General features: G+C 70.9%; 14 protein-coding genes, 1 tRNA gene and 3 pseudogenes. 12 read left to right on the forward strand and 6 right to left on the reverse strand.

Annotated elements, in window-relative coordinates; genetic code table 11:
- Nucleotides 1-26: 26 nt before the first annotated feature.
- Entirely contained in the window at nucleotides 27-1,235 is a 1,209-nt protein-coding gene (locus tag BJF85_RS23770; protein ID WP_075850179.1) for a CaiB/BaiF CoA-transferase family protein, read from the reverse strand.
- Nucleotides 1,232-2,083: an IclR family transcriptional regulator gene (locus BJF85_RS23775; protein ID WP_083666662.1), complete on the reverse strand. Its 852-nt coding sequence runs from the start codon at nucleotides 2,081-2,083 to the stop codon at nucleotides 1,232-1,234. Before BJF85_RS23775 ends, BJF85_RS23770 begins: the two co-directional genes overlap by 4 nt.
- 237 nt (nucleotides 2,084-2,320) lie before the next feature.
- Between BJF85_RS23775 and BJF85_RS23780 the strand changes: the two genes are divergently transcribed.
- The 3 genes from BJF85_RS23780 to BJF85_RS23790 are packed head-to-tail and all read left to right on the forward strand — an operon-like array spanning nucleotide 2,321 to nucleotide 5,496.
- Complete coding sequence (locus BJF85_RS23780; RefSeq protein WP_083666663.1) at nucleotides 2,321-3,379, forward strand: tripartite tricarboxylate transporter substrate binding protein; 1,059 nt, start codon at nucleotides 2,321-2,323, stop codon at nucleotides 3,377-3,379.
- Nucleotides 3,376-3,978, forward strand: a complete 603-nt coding sequence (locus BJF85_RS23785) for a tripartite tricarboxylate transporter TctB family protein (RefSeq protein WP_083666664.1) — start codon at nucleotides 3,376-3,378, stop codon at nucleotides 3,976-3,978. The genes BJF85_RS23780 and BJF85_RS23785 overlap by 4 nt, the downstream gene beginning before the upstream one ends.
- Nucleotides 3,979-5,496: a tripartite tricarboxylate transporter permease gene (locus BJF85_RS23790; protein WP_075850181.1), complete on the forward strand. Its 1,518-nt coding sequence runs from the start codon at nucleotides 3,979-3,981 to the stop codon at nucleotides 5,494-5,496.
- Between the two features lie 79 nt (nucleotides 5,497-5,575).
- Here BJF85_RS23790 and BJF85_RS23795 read toward each other — a convergent pair whose 3' ends face one another.
- Nucleotides 5,576-5,986, reverse strand: coding sequence for a hypothetical protein (locus tag BJF85_RS23795; RefSeq protein WP_075850182.1), 411 nt, complete (start codon nucleotides 5,984-5,986; stop codon nucleotides 5,576-5,578).
- Nucleotides 5,987-6,199: 213 nt separating this feature from the next.
- Here BJF85_RS23795 and BJF85_RS23800 point away from each other — a divergent pair, with 213 nt between their 5' ends.
- Entirely contained in the window at nucleotides 6,200-6,781 is a 582-nt protein-coding gene (locus tag BJF85_RS23800) for a dihydrofolate reductase family protein (RefSeq protein WP_075850183.1), read from the forward strand.
- Entirely contained in the window at nucleotides 6,778-7,332 is a 555-nt protein-coding gene (locus BJF85_RS23805) for an HD family hydrolase (protein WP_075850184.1), read from the forward strand. Before BJF85_RS23800 ends, BJF85_RS23805 begins: the two co-directional genes overlap by 4 nt.
- A gap of 332 nt (nucleotides 7,333-7,664) precedes the next feature.
- On the opposite strand, the gene BJF85_RS23810 is transcribed toward BJF85_RS23805, so the two are convergent.
- The 3 genes from BJF85_RS23810 to BJF85_RS23820 all read right to left on the reverse strand — a co-directional run bounded on the left by BJF85_RS23810 (nucleotide 7,665) and on the right by BJF85_RS23820 (nucleotide 10,262).
- Complete coding sequence (locus BJF85_RS23810) at nucleotides 7,665-8,309, reverse strand: TetR/AcrR family transcriptional regulator (protein WP_075850185.1); 645 nt, start codon at nucleotides 8,307-8,309, stop codon at nucleotides 7,665-7,667.
- A gap of 2 nt (nucleotides 8,310-8,311) precedes the next feature.
- On the reverse strand, nucleotides 8,312-10,000 hold the full coding sequence (locus BJF85_RS23815; protein WP_369822286.1) for an ATP-binding cassette domain-containing protein: 1,689 nt from the start codon (nucleotides 9,998-10,000) through the stop codon (nucleotides 8,312-8,314).
- Between the two features lie 186 nt (nucleotides 10,001-10,186).
- A tRNA-Gly gene (locus BJF85_RS23820) sits at nucleotides 10,187-10,262 on the reverse strand.
- Between the two features lie 303 nt (nucleotides 10,263-10,565).
- On the opposite strand from BJF85_RS23820, the pseudogene BJF85_RS31760 reads away from it, so the two are divergent.
- The 7 genes and pseudogenes from BJF85_RS31760 to BJF85_RS23855 all read left to right on the forward strand — a co-directional run.
- Nucleotides 10,566-11,297: pseudogene (locus BJF85_RS31760) on the forward strand (sigma-70 family RNA polymerase sigma factor); the annotation flags it as partial.
- A gap of 1,612 nt (nucleotides 11,298-12,909) precedes the next feature.
- Nucleotides 12,910-13,350, forward strand: a complete 441-nt coding sequence (locus BJF85_RS23830) for a DUF983 domain-containing protein (RefSeq protein WP_075850187.1) — start codon at nucleotides 12,910-12,912, stop codon at nucleotides 13,348-13,350.
- Nucleotides 13,351-13,355: 5 nt separating this feature from the next.
- The gene (locus BJF85_RS23835; RefSeq protein WP_075850188.1) at nucleotides 13,356-14,333 is read left to right on the forward strand and encodes a DNA-formamidopyrimidine glycosylase family protein; all 978 of its coding nucleotides are present in this window, start codon (nucleotides 13,356-13,358) and stop codon (nucleotides 14,331-14,333) included.
- Between the two features lie 32 nt (nucleotides 14,334-14,365).
- On the forward strand, nucleotides 14,366-14,977 hold the full coding sequence (locus tag BJF85_RS23840) for a DUF3558 family protein (RefSeq protein ID WP_158057133.1): 612 nt from the start codon (nucleotides 14,366-14,368) through the stop codon (nucleotides 14,975-14,977).
- Between the two features lie 111 nt (nucleotides 14,978-15,088).
- Nucleotides 15,089-16,375, forward strand: a pseudogene (locus tag BJF85_RS23845) (sensor histidine kinase); the annotation flags it as partial.
- 391 nt (nucleotides 16,376-16,766) lie between these two features.
- A pseudogene (locus BJF85_RS23850) lies at nucleotides 16,767-17,608 on the forward strand (S49 family peptidase).
- A 52-nt stretch (nucleotides 17,609-17,660) separates the two neighbouring features.
- A complete protein-coding gene (locus BJF85_RS23855) occupies nucleotides 17,661-18,506 on the forward strand; it encodes a LytTR family DNA-binding domain-containing protein (RefSeq protein WP_139320831.1) in 846 nt (281 codons plus the stop codon).
- Nucleotides 18,507-18,510: the final 4 nt, after the last annotated feature.

Below are 18,510 nucleotides of genomic sequence, written 5' to 3' on the forward strand. Positions count from 1 at the left end.
CTGCGGTCGTTTTTCGTCCCGCCCGCTCATACGACTCCCGCCTCGCGCAGTTCGGTGATCTGGTCGGCGTCGTAGCCGAGGTCGGCGAGCAGCTCGTCGGTGTGTTCACCCAGCAACGGGGGTGGTCCGCCCGGCGCGGCCGTTTTTCCGCCCACCCGCACACCGCTGCCGAGCACCCGCACCGTCGTGGCGTCGTCGCGGCCGGGGAACGGCAGCTCGTGCACCAGTTCGCGCGCCCGCACCTGGTCCAACGCCAACACGTCGGGCACGTCGAGCACGCGGGCGGCCGGTACCCCGGCCGCTGAGAGGGCACGCTCCCAGTGCTCCGCCGGCTGGGTGCGCAGTCCGACCTCGAGCTCCTCACGCAGTTGCGACCGGCGGGCCTTGCGGTCCTCGCGCGCGGCGAACCGGGCGTCGGTCGCCAGTTCGGGCCGGCCGATCTGCGCGCACAGCGTCTCGAACTGCTCCTGTTTGTTGGCGGCGATGTTGAGGTGACCGTCGGCGGTACGGAACGTGCCCGACGGCGCGGCGGTGGCGTTCTCGTTGCCCATCGCGCGCGGTTCGACGCCGGCGATCAGGTAGTTCGACATCGCCCAGCCCATCGCCGTCATCGCCGTGTCCATCATGGACAGGTCCAGGTGCGCACCCTCGCCGGTGCGTTCGGCGCGGGACAGCGCGGCGCACACCGCGAACGCCGCCGCCATGCCGCCGAGCGTGTCGGTGATCGGATAACCGGCCCGCAGCGGCGCCGCGTCCGACGTTCCGGTCACGCTCATCATCCCGGACAACCCCTGGATGATCTGGTCGTAGGCGGGCCGGTCGGCCATCGGCCCGTCCTGGCCGAACCCCGAGATCGCGCAGTACACGAGCCGCGGGTTGAGCTCGGCCAGCCGATCGTGGTCGAAGCCGAGTCGCGCCAGGACGCCGGGCCGGAAGTTCTCCAGTACGACGTCGCTGCCCCGCACGAGCTCGGCGAAGACCTCCTTGCCGCGGCCGGTCTTGAGGTTCAGCGTCAGTGACCGTTTGCCGCCGTTCTGCGCGAGGAACGACGTGCCCAGGTGAGCCTCGTTCAGTTCCGCGTCGGCGCCGAGCTGTCGTGCGAGGTCGCCGCTGCCGGGGGTTTCGATCTTGACGACGTCCGCGCCGAACAGGCCGAGCTGGTAGCTGGCGTACGGCCCGGCCAGCACGTTCGTCAGGTCGAGCACCCGGACACCGTCCAACAGTCCGCCGCTCATACCGCCCCTCCGAGACCCAGGTCCGAAATTCGACCCGCCGCGGAACGGACCGCGACACCGAACTCCGCGACGGCGTCGTCGGTGAACCGCGGCGTCGGTCCGCCGAGCGCGAGCGCGGCGAGCACCGTTCCGTCCGCGCGCGTGATCGGCGCGGCGACGCCGGACGCGCCCACCTCGCGTTCGCCGTGGCTGACCGCGTAGCCGGCGCGCCGGGCCTCGGTGATCGCGTCCCGCAGCCCGGCAACCGCCGGACGTTCCGGTCCACCGGCGCTGTCGGCGGTATCGGCGGTATCGGCGGTGGAGTCCGCGACGGCGGCGAGCAGATCGTCGTCGGCATCGGCGAGCAGGACCTTGCTGGCCGCGCCGCCCCACAGCGGCAATTCGTCGCCGACCCGCACGATGTGCCGCAGATTGCGCCGGCCCTCCTGCTGTTCGATGCAGATCCGGTGCGTCCCTGAGCGCACGTACAGGTTGACGGTCTCGCCGCACGTGTCGGACAGCTCGCGCATCACCCGTTGCACTTCGGGCGGCACCCGCCATGTCGCCTGCGCGAGACCTGCCCAACGCAGCAGACCGGGCCCGGCCGAAATTCGGCCTTGCCCGTCCGGCCAGAGCAGACCACGCTGCTGCAGTGTGTCGATGAGTCGGAGCACGGTGGTCTTGGCCAGGCCGCTGGCGCGGGTCAGTTCCCGCACCGTCCACGTGGCGCGGTCCTCCGTGAACAGCGCCAGCAGGTCGAGTGCGCGCACCACGCTGCGGACCGATGACGGTGCTGATGCCTCTGCCGCCGGGGGCGACGCCGTGGTGTCGGTGGGTGCCGTGTCGGGGTCGTCGTCGGTGGTGGGCACGCGCAATCACTCCCGCACGGGGCCGGGTCTGCTGCCGGGTTGACGGCGTGCCCGACGGGGCGCACCGAGACCGCACAGAAGCCCGTAGAAGGCCGCAGAAGGCCGTTGTCCTGGACGTGGTCGGTCTCTATAGTAGCGCACGGTCCGCAACACGGTCTGAATTGACCATCTGACGGACCAACCTGCCTTCAGGTCGAATTTGTGACCCGCGCCCGATGACGTACGCGAAGGAGCACCATGAGCGCGAGCGACCCGCCGGACTCCGCGAGCCCCGAGCGACCACCCACCCCGCCGCCACGGCGTCCAGGTGCTTTCCGGCCGGTGGCCCGTGGGGTGGCCGTGGTCGCGACTCTCGCCCTGGTGGGCGTCGCCGTGGTCGACATCCTCAACAGCGCCGAGGCCGGCTCGGGACCGCGCGACCGCCTGCACATCACCGTGCCCGCGGCGCCGGGCGGCGGTTGGGACAGCGTCGGCCGCGAGATCCAGTCCGTCATCGACGGCGAGGGTTTCGCGAACACCACCGAGGTGCTCAACGTTCCCGGCGCGGGCGGCACGATCGGCCTCGCGCGCGTGGCCAACCAGGGCGGCCGCGGCGACACGATGATGATCACCGGCACGGTCATGATGGGGACGATCGCCGCGACCGGCTCGCCCAACGACCTCACCGACGTCACCCCGATCGCGCGGCTCGCCGACGACTACGGCGTCGTGGTCGTCCCGGCGGACTCGCCCATCCGCACGTTGGACGACCTGCTCGACCAGTGGCGCGCCGACCCGCGGTCGGTCGCCGTCGGCGGCGGTTCGGTCGGCGGAACGGACCACCTGATCGCGGGCATGCTCATGGACGAGGCCGGCGCCGACGCCAGCAACCTCAACTACATCCCGTACGCCGGCGGCGGTGAGGCCGTGGCCGGGTTGCTGAGCGGCAGCCTCGACGCGGGCGTATCCGGATACGACGAGTTCTCCGCCCAGATCGAGAGCGGCGAGGTGCGCGCCCTCGGTCTGTCGGCGGCAGAGCCCGTCGACGGCATCGACATCCCGACCTTCCGTCAGCAGGGCGTCGACGTCGAACTGGCCAACTGGCGTGGCGTCGTCGCCCCACCCGGACTGTCCGACAACCAGCGCGCCGACCTCGAGGAGGTCCTCGAACAGGTCCACGGCACCCGGCAGTGGCAGGACACGCTCGAGACGCAGGAGTGGCAGGACACGTTCCTCACCGGCGAGCCGTTCGAACGCTTCGTGGAACGCGAAACGGCCCGGATCACCGAGATCAGCGAGGAGCTGGGGCTGGCATGACGACCACTACGACTCGACGGCCGCCGGCGAGAGGCCGGAAACCACGCGGCGAACTGGTCGTCGCGGCGACCGTGGCCGTGATCGGCGTCGTCGTGCTCACGCGCACGGCCGCCATGGACGTTCCGGACAACGGTGCGTTCCTCGGACCGCAATTCTTCCCGTATCTCGTGGGCGCGTTGCTGGCCGTGTTGAGCGCCCTGCTCGTCGTCCAGAACCTGCGCGGGACACCCGCCCCCGCCACCGCGGATACGGACACCGCGAGTGCGGCCGACGGTTCCGACGAGCGAGCCGACACCGGCGTCGACGAGTCGACCGACGACTCCACTCCGGCAACCGACTCGGACGCGCCGCCGGCCATCGACTGGAAGCCGTTCGGCCTCGTCGCCCTGACGTTGGTGCTGCACATGGCACTGCTCCAGCCGCTGGGCTGGTTGATTGCCGGCGCGGGGCTGTTTTTCGGCATCTCCTATGCGCTCGGTGGTCGCAACGTGTTGCGCGACCTCGGCGTGGCGTTCGTGATGTCGTCGGTGGCCCAGTTGGCGTTCTCCGCCGGACTGGGCATGGCGCTGCCGGCCGGCATCCTCGGGGCGGTGGTCTGAGTGGAAACCCTGTCCCTGCTCGGTAGCGGGTTCGCCGAGGCGCTCACGCCCGAGAACCTGCTGTGGTGTCTGATCGGTGTCGTCCTGGGCACGGCCGTCGGCGTGCTGCCCGGCCTCGGCACGGCCATGGCGATCGCGTTGCTCGTGCCGCTGACGTTCACACTCGAGCCCACCGCCGCGTTCATCATGTTCGCCGGCGTCTACTTCGGTGGTCAGTTCGGCGGGGCGACGACGGCGATCCTGCTGAACACACCCGGCCAGGCGTCGTCGATGGTCACGGCGTTCGAGGGCTATCCGATGGCCAAGAACGGCCGCGCGCCGCAGGCCCTCGCCGCAGCGGTGATCGGCTCGTTCGTCGCCAGCATCCTCGCCGTGACGCTGGTGGTGTTCTTCTCGCCGATGATGGTCGACCTGGCCGTCAGCTTCGGCCCCGCGGACTTCTTCGCGCTCGCGATCTTCGCGTTCGTGGCCACGGCCGCGATCGTGTCCGGAAACAAACTCCGCGGACTCACGTCGCTGTGCCTGGGGCTGACGATCGCGCTGGTCGGCATCGACGAACAGTCCGGCGCGGTGCGGTTCACGTTCGGATCGCCGCAGCTGCTCGACGGCATCAGCATCGTCGTGGTGACCGTCGGACTGCTCGCCGTCGGCGAGGTGCTGTACGTCGCGTCGACCGCGGGCAGGACGCCGGCCACGCAGACGATCAAGCCGGGCCGGCCGTGGATGTCGCGGCGCGACTGGGGCCGGTCGTGGCGTCCGTGGCTGCGCGGCACGACCCTCGGCATGCCGTTCGGCATCATCCCGGCGGGTGGGTCCGAAATTCCGACCTTCCTGTCCTACGGCGCCGAACGCAGCCTGGCCAGGCGTCGCGGCAACAGCCAGTTCGGCAAGGGCGCCATCGAAGGTGTCGCCGGACCGGAGGCGGCGAACAACGCCACGACCGCCACCTCTCTCGTGCCGCTGCTCGGCCTCGGCCTGCCCACGTCGGCGACCGCGGCGATCATGCTCGGCGCGTTCCAGCAGTACGGCATGCAGCCCGGACCGTTGCTGTTCACCGAGGAGGCCGACCTCATCTGGGCGCTGCTGGCGAGCCTGTTCATCGGCAGCGTGATCCTGCTGCTGATCAACCTGCCGTTCGCGCCCATCTGGGCCAGGCTGCTGCGCATCCCGCGCAACTACCTGTACGCCGGCATCCTCGTGTTCGCCACGCTCGGCGTGTACACGGCCAAGAGTTCGATCGTCGACGTCGTGCTGCTGTACGCCGTCGGCGCGCTCGGGTTCCTGCTACGGCGCCACGGCTTCCCCATCGCGCCAGTGCTGATCGGCGTCATCCTCGGCCCGCTGGCCGAGACCGAACTGCGCCGCGCGATGGCGATCGGCCAGGGCGACATCGGACTGCTGTTCGCCAGCCCGATCGCGTTGGTGCTGTACGGCCTGCTCGTCGTCGCGCTGATCGTCCCGCCCACGGTCAAGCTCGTGCGCGCGCGTACGCAACGCGCGGGCGCGGGCGCGCGATGAGGCCGGTGCCACGCGTGAGCGGCAGCGGATGAGTCGGTAGCCGGTGAGTCGGCCGTTGAGTCGGTCGGCGCGCCGTCGGTCACAGCGCCGGACGTGGTGCGTTCCGTGCCTGCTGCACGGTCCCCGGAGTGAGGCCCGCCGCGGCCTCCTCCGGGGTCACGCGCTTCTTGCGGACGAACCCGTGGACCGCCCACCAGCCGGACCCGACGAACATCGCGACCCCACCGCCGGCGATCAGCCACGCGGTGAACGTGTTGTCGTCGGCCTGGGAGGAGTAGTCCCGTTCGGCGGTGACGTCGCCCTTCCACATCTCCGTGCACGTCTCGCCGGCCTCCATGGCGCGCGAACCGCAGCGCACCTCGTCGTCGGCGAACGCGAACACGCCCAGCACGATCATGCCGACGCCGACGATCGCGCAGACGACGGCCTGAACCCGCTCCTTGATCAGCTTCGCGTTCATCATCCGAGCCAGGCCCGGTGCGGCGGTCATGGTGTTCTCCTTCGCGGTTGGGTGACGTGACCGGGGTGGTGCCGGGGTGAGCCCGGGGACGGAGCTTGGGGTGGGCGGCGCGGGAATTCTGTCCGGTGTTCGGTGGTATTCCGGTGGTCCGAAATCGGCGGTCCCGGCTCGGTGGTCCGAAATTCGGCCGCGCGGGCACTAGGGTCGGTCGGGTAGAGGCCACTCACCGCGGGAGCTGCTGACATGGGCAAGGTCGCCTGGGGATTCACCTGCTCGATCGACGGGTTCATCACCGGCCCCGACCACGACATGAGCTGGATGTCGGCCGCCGAGCCGTTGGCCGAGGGGACGCTCGAACGCATGGCGGGCGACGTCGCGGTGATCATCTCGGGCCGCGCCGGCTACGACGCCGCCCGCGCCCAGCGCGACGAGCGGGACGCGCTGACGGCCGAGGCGTACGGCGGCGCGTGGTCCGGTACGGAATTCGTCCTCACGCATCGACCGGAGGAACTCGCCGACGATCCGACCGTGACGGCCATGGACTGCGACGTCACCGAGGCGATCCGACGGGCACAGCAGATCGCCGGCGAACGCGACGTGCAGATCATCAGCGCCGACATCGCCCGCCAGGCCCTCGCCCGCGACCTCGTCGACGAGCTGCAGGTGTTCGTCGCGCCGGTGTTCCTCGGCGACGGCACCCGCATCTTCGCCGTGCCCGGGGGCCGGCGCATCGACTGGGAACTGGTCGAGATCCACGACGACAGCCCGCGCAGTTTCGGCCGCATCTACCGGCCGAAGCGGGCGACCGGCGAGGACGTCCGATGACCGGCGAGGCGATCGCGGCGTTCGGCTACGAGCTCGGGGTGCTCAAACGCATCCGACGTGCGGGCTGGTGGCAGGCGGGCGTGCGCGATCCGGAGTCGGTGGCCGAACACTCGATGCGGGTCGCTCAGCTGGCCGGAATTCTGGCCGCCGAGGAGGGCGCGAACCCCGAGCGCGCCGCGTACCTGGCGTTGTGGCACGACACGCAGGAGACGCGCACGACCGATCTGCCCCACTCGGCGAGGCCCTATGTCGACAAACCCGACGCGCGGCGCCTCACCGCCGACCAGACGTCCGTGTTGCCGGACGCCGCCCGCGACACCGTGCGCGGTGCGGTCGACGAGTACGAGGGCGCCGCGACGCCCGAGGCGAGGTGCGCCCGTGACGCCGACAAGCTCGAGATGCTCCTCCAAGCCGTCGAGTACCGCGACGTGGGCGTGGCCGGGGTCGGCGAGTGGATCGCCAGCGCCCGCGGCAGCCTGGTCACCGACACGGCCCGCCGCGTCGCCGACGTCGCCACGACCATGACGTCCATGGCGTGGCGCGATCAGTAGGGCCGCACCGCCTCGCGCGCCCGCACGCGCACACGCGAACGGGCACGCGCGAAACCTGAGTATTTTCACTCCCCCCGAGCGCGGGATTTCCCCGAAGCCGGCACCCCCGCGGGCGCGGCATGGTGGACACATGGTCACAGCGGAACGTGCGGCGCGATCCCGGCGCACAGCGCGGCGCCGGTCGGTCCGTTGAGTCCCGTGGCCCGGTTGCGAGGGGGAATCGGGCCACGGGCGACCAGGGGGATCGAAGGACAGAGGGGGACAGGGGGACAGAGGGGAATCGAGGGGGAACGAAGGAAGAGGCCTCCGTGCACCGCACGGGGGCCTCTTTCTCATGCTGTGGGCGTCGTCGTGGGATCCGTCGAAACCCCGGCCATGTCGTCGTCGGCCTCGGTCAGGGCGGCCAGTTGTGCCCGGAGGGTCGAGCGGATGAAATCCGGACCGAACTCGACGTGCGGGGTCACCGCCTCGACGGTCATACCGCTGATCAGGGCCGCCAACCGGGCGCTCGCCGTGTCCGATCCGCGTACCCCCAGCGCGTCAAGGGCCGCCCGCAGCACCTCGGTGAGATCCATGCCCATGCGCTGTGACATCTGGTGGAAGACCGGCCTGGTCCGGGAGGCCATGACGAGTTCGACCACGACGATCGCCTCGTCGCGCCGCTGCTCGTCGAGCGGCAGTACCTCCTCGATCAGCGCCTGCACCGCATCGAGCGCCTCGGAGCGGCGCAGTTGCCGGATCCGCTCGACCGGATGTTGCGCGAGCCGCTGCGCCATCCGGTCACCGGCTTCCTTAGCTGCCGCAGCCAGCAGGTCGAGGTGCCCGTCGAAGTAGTGGCGCACCGACCCGATGTTGAGCCCCGCTTCGTCGGCGACCTTGCGCAGCGACAGTCCTTCCACGCCGGCCGTGACGACGACGCGGAACGCGGCCTCGATCACCTGTCGACGTCGGCGTTCGGGCTCGATCCGCGGCGGCATCGTCAGTTCCCCTTCCGTGCGGCTGCCGTCTCGTCCCAGACGGCGGTGGCGCTCTCGCCGACCGTCCCGTCGGCGCCGAAGACGAGGAAGCGATCGAAGTCGCGGGCGAACCACCGGTCGTGGGTCACGGCGATCACCGTGCCCGCAAACGCGTCCAGGGCCTGCTGCAGTGCTTCGGCCGAGACGAGGTCGAGGTTGTCGGTCGGCTCGTCCAGCAGCAGCATCGTCGCCCCACCCAGTTCGAGCAGCAAGATCTGGAACCGGGCCTGCTGGCCTCCCGACAGCGCCTCGAAGCGTTGCTCCGATGCCCTGGCCAGTTCGTACCGGGCGAGCGCCCCGGACGCTTCCTCGCGTGGTTTGCCCGGGCGACGTTCGTCGCCGCGATGCAGGATGTCGAGCAGCGTTCGCCCCATGAGATCCGGCCGACCGCGGTTCTGGGCGAACCAGCCGGGCCGCACCCGCGAGCCCAGCCGTGCCGAGCCGCTGTGCCGTACCGGATCGATCGTCAGGTCACCGACCGGTGCCTGCTCCGGCTCCGGTTCGGTGCCGCCTGCGGCGAGCAGCCGGAGGAAATGCGACTTGCCGGAACCGTTCGAACCGAGCACAGCGACCCGATCTCCGTACCGGACCTCGATGTCGAACGGGCTCGTCAGGCCGGTCAGCTCCAGTCGTTCGCAGACCACGGTCCGTTTTCCGGTCCGGCCGCCGCGCAGCCGCATCGCCAGCCGTTGCTCGCGCGGTTGCTGCTGGGGCGGTCCGTCCTGCTCGAACTGTTCCAGCCGAGTCTGTGCGGCCCGGTAGCGGGAGGCCATGTCCGAGTTGTAGGCGGCCTTCTGTTTGTACATCCGCACCAGGGAGCGCAGCTTCTCCCGCTCCTCGTCCCAGCGTCGCCGCAGCTCGTCCAGTCGTTCGAACCGCTTCGCCCGGGCCTGGTAGTAGTCGGCGAAACCGCCCGTGTGCAGCCAAGTCGTGTTGCCCGCGGCGCCGAGTTCGAGCGTCACGATGCCGGTGGCCGTGCGCGCCAGCAGTTCGCGGTCGTGGCTGACGAACAGCACCCCCTTGTCGGTTTCGGACAGCCGTTTCTCGAGCCACCGCTTGCCCGGTACGTCGAGGGAGTTGTCGGGTTCGTCGAGCAGCAGCAAGTCGTCGGGTCCGCGGAGCAACGCCTCCAGGGCGAGCCGCTTCTGCTCCCCGCCGGAGAGTGTGGCCACCGCCCGGCCCCGGGCGCGGTCGAACGAGAGGCCGAGGGCCGTCGTCGTGCAGACGTCCCACAGCACCTCATAGTCGTAACCGCCCGCGTCGCCCCACGCGGTGAGCGCGGACGCGAACGCGAGCTGGGTCTCGGTGGTGTCCCGCTCGGCCATGCGCGTTTCGGCCTGGGCCAGTCGTTCAGCGGCCCGCCGGATCGCGGGCGGGGCGATGGACAACAGCAGCTCCTGCACGGTCGTTCCGGTGACGAACTGGCGCATCATGCCGAGACGGCCCGCGCGGTTGACCGTTCCTGCGTCCGGAGCCAGTTCACCGGTGACGATCTTCAGCAGAGTGCTCTTACCCGCCCCGTTCGCCCCGATCAGCGCGATCCGTGCGCCCGGGCGACGTGCAGTGCGGCGTCGCTTAGTAGCGGCCTGCCGTCGGGAAGCGAGTAACTCACGGCGGCGACGTCGAGATGGGCCATACAGCGAATTTATCACAGCCGTGATAAATCGCTGGTGGGGCGCGTTTGGTTGGTTGGAAAAGGGGTGGCGGACGATGGGGCGAAAATCGACCGCGGGCTGGATGTGGGGAGGAGGCGGGTTTCGCGCGGAGGAGGTTGCGGCCGCGGCCGAACCCGGGCATATGAGAAGAGGCCCCGCGCTGTATGCGCGAGGCCTCTTCTGTGGAGCGGACGACGGGACTCGAACCCGCGACCCTCACCTTGGCAAGGTGATGCGCTACCAGCTGCGCTACGTCCGCGTATAGATCTGACCGCTGTGTTGTGCGGTACGGGACGGAAGTTTACACGTTGGCGTCAGGCAGTCGGCACAGGGGTGACGGACCGGCGGAGTCTCCGTATGGTGTTCAACATTCAACTGGTGCTTGTGGCTGGTGCGAGGGGCCAGGCGCAGGCCATAGGGGGTGGCTGGCTGAATGGAGCGAACGGCGTCCGCGGACGACAGATGGCCCGGACACGGTGCCGGGAACGGTCCGGAGTTCGACCGGCGTCGGCGCGTAGGACGGGTTCCTGCACCCGGGAACGCCGCCGCGTCCGAAACGGCGATCGACGAGGTCGAGCTCCTCGAACGGTTGCGTCGGGGCGAGGACGAGGCGTTCGGTGACCTGTTCGCTCTGCACGTCGCATCGGTGCGGAGGCTCGCGCGCGGCATCGCGCGGGACGCCTCCGAGGCCGACGACATCACCGCGGAGACGTTCTTCCGCGTGCTCCAGGCCGTGCGTCGCGGAAACGGACCACGCGACAACGTCCGCGCCTACCTCCTGACGGTCGCCCGTCGCGTCACCTGGGAATGGCACGGCGCAAAAAGGGACGTGCCGGTCAGCGACGACGAACTGACCACCCGCGCCGCGCGCGCGGACGCCCAGAGCTCCACCGCAGAGGCCACGTTGATCACCCGGGCGTTTTCCAGCCTGCCCGAACGCTGGCGCACGGTGCTGTGGCAGACCGAGGTCGAGGGCGTCCAGCCCGCCAACGCGGCACCCGAGTTCGGACTCAGCCCCAACGCGACCGCCGCACTCGCCCGCCGCGCGCGGATCGGCCTGCGCGCCGCCTACCTGCAGGCACATCTCGCGACCGGACACAGCGCGAACGGTTGCCGCACGATCGTCGAGAAGCTCGGCGGCTACACCGCGGGCAGCGTCACCGGGACCGAGGCGCGGAAGGTGCGCGCGCACCTGTCGGCGTGCTCGTCGTGCCGCGCGACCCACGACGAGCTGATGGACGTGTGTTCCGCGCTCCGCGCGCACTCCGGGATCCTCGTGCTCCTCGTCCCCGCCGGCGGGCTTCTCGCGACGTCCGGCGGTGCGGCCACCTCGGGCGCGTCCGCGGGCGCTGCTTCCTCTGGTGCAGCCTCGTCGGGCGCTGTCTCGTCCGGTGCTGTGACGGGGGCTGTGTCCTCGGGTGGCGGTGGTGCGGCTGTCGCGTCGGCGTCGACCGGTGGCGCCGCGGCCCTGGGTGTGCACGCCAAGGTCGGGCTCGCGGTGGTGTCGACCGTCGCCGTGGGAGCGGCGGGGCTCGTCGCGGTCGGTCACCTGACCGGCGGGGACGACCAGCAGGTGGTCGGGCTGCACGGCGGTCCTGGCGCGCAGCTCGACATCGTCGACGAACCGCGGGGCCACTCGCAGGGTCCCGCGGTGCCGAGGGGCGACCGTGCGTCCGACGGTGGGCGCGACGCCGATCACCGGTCCGGGCCGGACGCTGAGGCCGACGATCCGCACGGTGCGTCGTCCGGTGAGCCGCTGGGCGACACGGAGTACGTTGTGCCGCCGCAGCAGCGCGGCGAGCTCGCCGACGAGCCGGTCCACGGCCCCGCCGACGGCGCGGCCGAAAAACGGACCGAGCTCCCCGCGGCCCCGGCTCGACCGCACCAGCCCGCGCCGGAAACCGGCGGTGACCAGCGTGGGGACGCCCCGCAGCCGGCGCCCCGCGCAGACCTGCCCGCCGACGACCCGGCCGACCAGCCGACACCCGGCAATCCGGCACCGGGTGGTCCCGCATCGGGTGGTCCCGCACCGGACAGCAACGCGCCCGGCAAGGGTGCGCCGGGTGGCGGCGGGCCGGCCGCGCAGCCGCGCCCGAAGACGGGGCGGCCGACGCGGCTCCCCACGGCAAGGCGTGTGGACAGCCCGACGTGGCCGCCCCTGATTGCCCGCCGGCCGCCGGGGCCGGCGGCACCCCGCCCGGCCAGGCACGGTCCGCCGCACCCGCACCCGCACCCGCACCCGCACCCGCACCGGAGGCGGAGGCTGCGCCGGCACCGGAGGCGGCTCCCGCACCGGAGGCGGCTCCCGATGCCGCACACGAAGCCAAGGGCGAGCCGCGGTCCGAAAAACGACCCGCGCCCGACAAGGCCCCTGAACAGGGCGTCGAGCAGGCTCCCGAGGTTGGGGCCGAGCCCGCACCGGAGGCGGCTCCCGCGCCGCAGGCTCGATCGGCCAACCCGGCCGAGCCGGCCCCCGAACCGGAGTCGGCCCCGGCGCGAAGTCCGACCCGGCGCCGCAATCCACCCCGCGCCGAAATCCGGCCCCGAGTCGGAAGGCAGCCCCGAGTCGGGAGGCGGCCCCGAGTCGGGACCCGAGGCGAGGGATGGCGCCGGTAAGCCCGACGACAGCCGCGTCGGGTTGCTGCGCATCGATCTGAATCAGCTGCGTCCGTAAATCGGCCGCGGCGGCGAGTTCGTCGTGCGCGTGAACCGGCCGCGTCCGGAAAACAGCCGCGGCGGTGAACCGGCCGCTCCGGCGGTCGGTGGACCGCGTCCGGGAGCCGGCACGGCGGACCGGAAGTACCCCACCGTGGGTCGAGCCGCGGATGCCCGCCACTTCCGCGGAGAGTAACGATCCCGGTAACGTCTGCTACCGACAGGTACTGCGGCGCCCGTGGAGGACTGTGATGGACCGGCTGGCCCGGGGTAGTGACGGCCGGGAATGGATCATCCGCGCCCAGATGGAGTGGCGCCAACCGGCGACCGCGAAGGACTTCGAGCACGACGCGGCCGCGAACTACACGCCGGGCGTCGTCATGGCCATCGTCGCGGGCATCCTCGCGCTGATCCTGTTCATCTCCGCGCCGGAACGGTGGGTCTTCCCGGACTGGGTACCCCTGGGTGTGCTGCTGATCGCGTTGTTCTTCCCGCTGCGCTGGGTACTGCGCAGGCCGTGGACCGTCGTCGCCGAGACCGACGGCGACCCGGCCGGCATGTACCCGTCCGAACGGTGGGTGGGCACCGTGCGCGGCGTGTTCAACGTCAACGGCGAGCTCAAGCAGATCGCCAAGTCCATCGCGCGACACGACCTGCCGGACTTCGAAGGTCCGCTGCACCCGGTGGAGTAGCGGACGTGCCCGAGTTACCGGAGGTCGAGGCGCTGGCTCACCATCTGCGTGAGCACGCGGTCGGCCGCACGGTGACCCGGGTCGACATCGCGGCACTGAGCGTGCTGAAAACCGTCACCCCCGCCTGGACCGAGCTGCACGGCCGCACGGTGACCGACGCGACCCGACACGGCAAGTACCTCGACGTCGTCTGCGCCGGCGGCAGCCCGCACGGCTCCGGCCGCGCGGACGACACCGGCAACCCCGGCAGCGGAACGGACGACGGCGGAACGGACGACAGCGGCACGGCCCGCACGGACGACCCGGGCGAGGCCGGCGCGCTGCATCTGGTCGTGCACCTGGCACGTGCGGGGTGGCTGCGCTGGTCGGACGAGCTGTCGCCGACACCGCCGCGGCCGGGCGGCAAGAGCCCGCTCGCGTTGCGCACGCACCTGTCCGGCGGCGTCGGATTCGACCTCACCGAAGCGGGTACGAAAAAAGGACTCGCCGCGTGGATCGTCAGCGACCCCGCCGACGTGCCCGGCGTCGCCGCCCTCGGCCCCGACGCGCTCGAGGTCGACCGGGATCGGTTGGGCGACCTGCTCACGAGCGAGAACCGTCGGCTCAGGACGGTGCTCACCGACCAGAAGACGATCGCCGGCATCGGCAACGCCTACTCGGACGAGATCATGCACACCGCGCGCCTGTCCCCGTACGCGACGCCGGCGCGGTTCACCTCCGAGGACGTCGACGCGTTGTTCCAGGCCGTCCGCGACGTGCTGACGTCCGCGGTCGAGCGGTCCGTCGGCCAGGACGCGGCCCGGCTCAAGGGCGAGAAGCGCTCGGGCCTGCGCGTGCACGCGCGCACGGGACTGCCGTGCCCGGTCTGCGGCGACACGGTGCGCGAGGTGTCGTTCGCCGACAAGGCGTTCCAGTACTGCCCCACCTGTCAGACGGGCGGCAAACCGCTCGCCGACCGGAGGCTGTCGCGCCTCGTGAAATGAGAACGTGCACCGGCGACGAGGGGTGGGTGCTGATGTCCGGACCGCGGCGGCGTCGTGGGGGTTTCGTCGTGGCGTTGTTCGCCGCGGCGGTTGTCGTGCTCGCAGGATGCGGGGACCGAGTGGCGGGAACGGCGATGCCCCAGCAAGGGGACGCAACCGCGCCCCCGTCCACAACCACGGACAGTGGGCCCGGCGCGGACACTGCACCCCACGCGGAGGTCTCGCCCGCGCCCCCGGACGTCACGAGCGCCGACGATCTCCGGGAGGTCGACGATTCCACCGACATCGACCCGTGTTCGTTGATGCCGATGGACGTGCTGGCGCGCGGGGGCGAGTTCTCGGAACCCGAGCTGCGGAACGGTGCGTGCTGGAGCACCGAGCCGTCCACCGATTCGCAGGTCTCCATCGAGTTCTCCCGCGACACGGTGCACGACACCGTCCAGCGTCACGGTCTGCAGCTCGGCACCATCCACGGTCGTGCGGCGGCGGAACTCGACATGAGCGGCCAGGATCTCGGGTGCATAGTGATCATGGAGATGAACCCGGAGGAAGTGGTCATGGTGCTCTTCGACGGCCCTGCGCCGGAATGTCAGTACGCGGCAGCTGTCGCGACCGGGGTGGAGACGAGGATTTCGCAGGGCTGAAAAACGGACCGGCCGCGCACCCGCATTCTCACCCGACGGTGACTCGCGGTGTCGAACCGGACACCCGAAGTACGCCGCTGGGCCTTGCCAGGCCCGGCGCGACCCTCCAGCATTGACGCCGTGTCCGAGCAGCTGACCATGCAGATCGTCCCGTGGGGACTCGTGGCGGTGCTGCTCGTCGTGCTCGTCGTCGTCCTGCTCAAACGGCGCAAACCGACCAACGCCATCGACGAGGCGGTTCTCGAGGCCGTCTACGTCATGTCGAAGGCGCCACTCGAACTGCGCGAGGGCCTCGACCAGGCCGCGGCCGACAAACTGACCAGCCGGCTGTTGAAGCTGCTCAAGAGCATCGCCGTGGGCATCACCGACGGTGAGGGCACGCTCCTGTCGTGGGACGGCGAGGCCAACGACCACTACGTCGACCTCGTCGACACCATCGGCACGTGCGTGCGCAAGCATCGCCGTGAGGTCGTCTCGCACGACAAGATGCCGTGCAACCACCGCGGCACCTGCCGGATGCGCACCGCCGTGCTCGTCCCGCTCATCGTGGAGGGCGAGACCGAGGCGGTGCTGATCGTCGTCGGCAAGAGCAAGGGCAAGCGGATCGTGCAGATGGCCGACGCCGTCGCCCGGTTCGTCGGCACCCAGCTCGAGGCCGCACGGCTCGAGGACACCAAGCACCAGCTGCACCAGGCCGAGATCAAGGCGTTGCGCGCGCAGATCTCGCCGCACTTCGTCTACAACGCGCTCAACACCATCTCGTCGCTCATCCGCACCGATCCGGAGGAGGCGCGCGAGCTGCTGCAGGACTTCGCCGACTTCACGCGCTACTGCTTCCGCACCGAGGGCACGTTCACGACGCTGTCCGACGAGCTGCGCAACATCGACCGCTACCTGACCATCGAGAGCGCCCGCTACGGCGGCCGGCTCGGCGTGCGGCTGAAAATCGCCCCCGAGGTCCAGTCGGTCGTCGTGCCGTTCCTGTTGATCCAGCCGCTCGTCGAGAACGCCGTCAAGCACGGCATCGCGAACAAGCCCGGCGGCGGCACCGTCACGGTCACCGCACAGGACTACGGCACCGAGGCGGAGATCAGCGTCGAGGACGACGGCGTCGGCATGGACCCCAAGCTCCTCGACGGCATGCGCGACTCGCGCACCAGCGCGCACATCGGCCTGACCGGCATCAACCGCCGCATGAGCCAGGTTTTCGGCAACCGCTACTCGCTGATCGTCGAGACCGCGCCCGGCGCCGGCATGAAGGTGTCGATGCGCGTGCCGAAATTCGTCCGCGGCGTCCGGCCGGACATGCTCAAGTTCGCCGCCGAGGGCTCGGACGACACGGCGACCCCCGCTGCGCCCGCGCTCGAGGCCCCCGGTTCGTCGGGGTCTCCGCCGGGCTCGGATGTGGCCGCCGAACCGGCCCCCGCAGCCTCGGCCCCGGTCGCGCAACCGGCCGCACCGCCCCCGTCCCAATCCGGACCGCCCCAGCCCGGGCCGCCTCAGACCGTTCCGCCTCAGTCCGGACCGTCCCAAACCGGACCGACCCAGCCGGGTCCGCCGCCGCAGGAACAGCAACGCCCGCCGGTGCGCAACGGCTACTCGACCAACCCGTCGCGCAAACCCGTCGCCAGGCAGGCGTCCGAGGCGAAACAGGCTGCGCACGCGGCCCAGGCCGCCGCGGCGGGCCGGGTCGCCCCGCAGGCAGGACAGTCCGGAGCCCCACAGGCAGGACAGGCCGGTCGTGGCGACTCCCGGCGGGGCGATGCCGATCACCGTTACGGTGGGGTGCATGGCAAGGACCAGTCTGGCGGGCCGGATTCCCGTCGTCGGTGAGCGCTTCGAGCGCAAGGACAAGGACGTCGTCGCGGTCGTCAAACTGCACGGGGTGATCACGCCGCACGCCTCGCCGATCGCGCGCGGGGTGCTCAACCTGGCGGCCGTCGAGTCGGCGTTGACGCGGGCGTTCGGCCACGACCGGCTGAAGGCCGTCGCGTTGCAGATCAACTCGCCGGGCGGGGCGCGACCCAGTCGGGGCTCATCGCCGAGCGCGTCCGGCAGCTCGCCGACGAGAAGAACGTGCCCGTGCTCGCGTTCTGCGAGGACGTCGCGGCCTCGGGCGGCTACTGGCTGGCCTGCGCGGGCGACGAGATCATCGCCCACCGCACGTCGCAGGTCGGTTCGATCGGCGTGATCAGTGGCGGCTTCGGGTTCGAGGGGCTGATCTCGCGGCTCGGCATCGAGCGGCGGCTGCACACGGCGGGGGAGAACAAGGCGCGGCTCGACCCGTTCAGCCCGGAGAAGCGCGAGGACGTCGAATGGCTCAAGGGTGTGCACGCCGACCTGCACGGACTGTTCACCGACTGGGTGCGCGAGCGGCGCGGCGACAAACTGGACACGTCGCAGGAGCTGTTCAACGGGGACATCTGGCTGGGCGCCAGGGCCGTCGAGCTCGGCCTGGTCGACCAGCTGGGCAACCTGCGTGACGTCGTCGAGCAGCGCTTCCCCGACGCCGAGCTGATCGTCGCCGAGCCGAAGAAGCCCCTCGCCGCGCGGCTGGGCCTGGGCGGGGCCGTGTCGGCGGTCGCCAGCGCGGTCGAACATCGCGCTGCGTGGTCACGTTTCGGGCTGTGAGGCCGATTTTCGCCCAACGCGGTGTAGACAGTCCGGCGGTCGGCGCGGCAGGATTGCGGTCACTGTGAGTGCTCGCGATGACAACCGAAAGCTCCTCGTCCTGGCGGTTGACGATGAGCTGCCCGGTCTTGACCAGCTTCGGCACTGCCTCGAGTCGAGCGACGTCATCGGCAGGGTGATCCCCGCCGTCGACGCGTCCGAGGCGCTGCGGCTGCTCGGGTCCGCGGACGAGGACATCAACCGGCGCAAGGCCGCCGGACTGCCGCCCGTCGACGCGGTGTTCGCCGACATCAACATGCCCGGCCTGTCCGGCATGGAGATGTCGCGCGTGTTCGCCTCGCTCAACCCGGCCCCGGTGCTGGTGTTCGTCACCGGACACGCCAGCGAGGCCGTCGACGCGTTCGACCTGGGCGCGGTCGACTACGTGCTCAAACCGGCACGGCAGGAACGCATCGACAAGGCCATCGGTCGCGTGCTCGACAAGCTCGACTCGCAGACCACCGGACGCGGCGGCGGGGTCGAAGCGGCGCCCGTCGAGGAACCGGAACAGGGCGACGAGGAGGTCATCCCCGTCGAACTGGGCGGCACGACGAAGCTGATCCCGCGTTCGTCGGTGCGGTGGGTCGAGGCGCAGGGCGACTACGCGCGCCTGTACACCACCGAGGGCAGCCACCTGGTGCGCATCCCGCTGGCGCAGCTGGAGGAACGGTGGGGTTCGGCCGGTTTCGTGCGCATCCACCGTTCGTACCTCGTCGCGTTGCCGCTCATCACCGAACTGCGCATGGCCCAGGGCGGCTACCAGGTCGTGCTGGGTGACGACGAGAAGGTGCTGCCCGTGTCCCGCAGGCACACCAGAGCCCTCAAGGACAAGCTGGTCGGCTCGTCGCGGGCGGGGTGACGTG

It is taken from the genome of Saccharomonospora sp. CUA-673 (assembly GCF_001942305.1).
Taxonomy (GTDB): domain Bacteria; phylum Actinomycetota; class Actinomycetes; order Mycobacteriales; family Pseudonocardiaceae; genus Prauserella.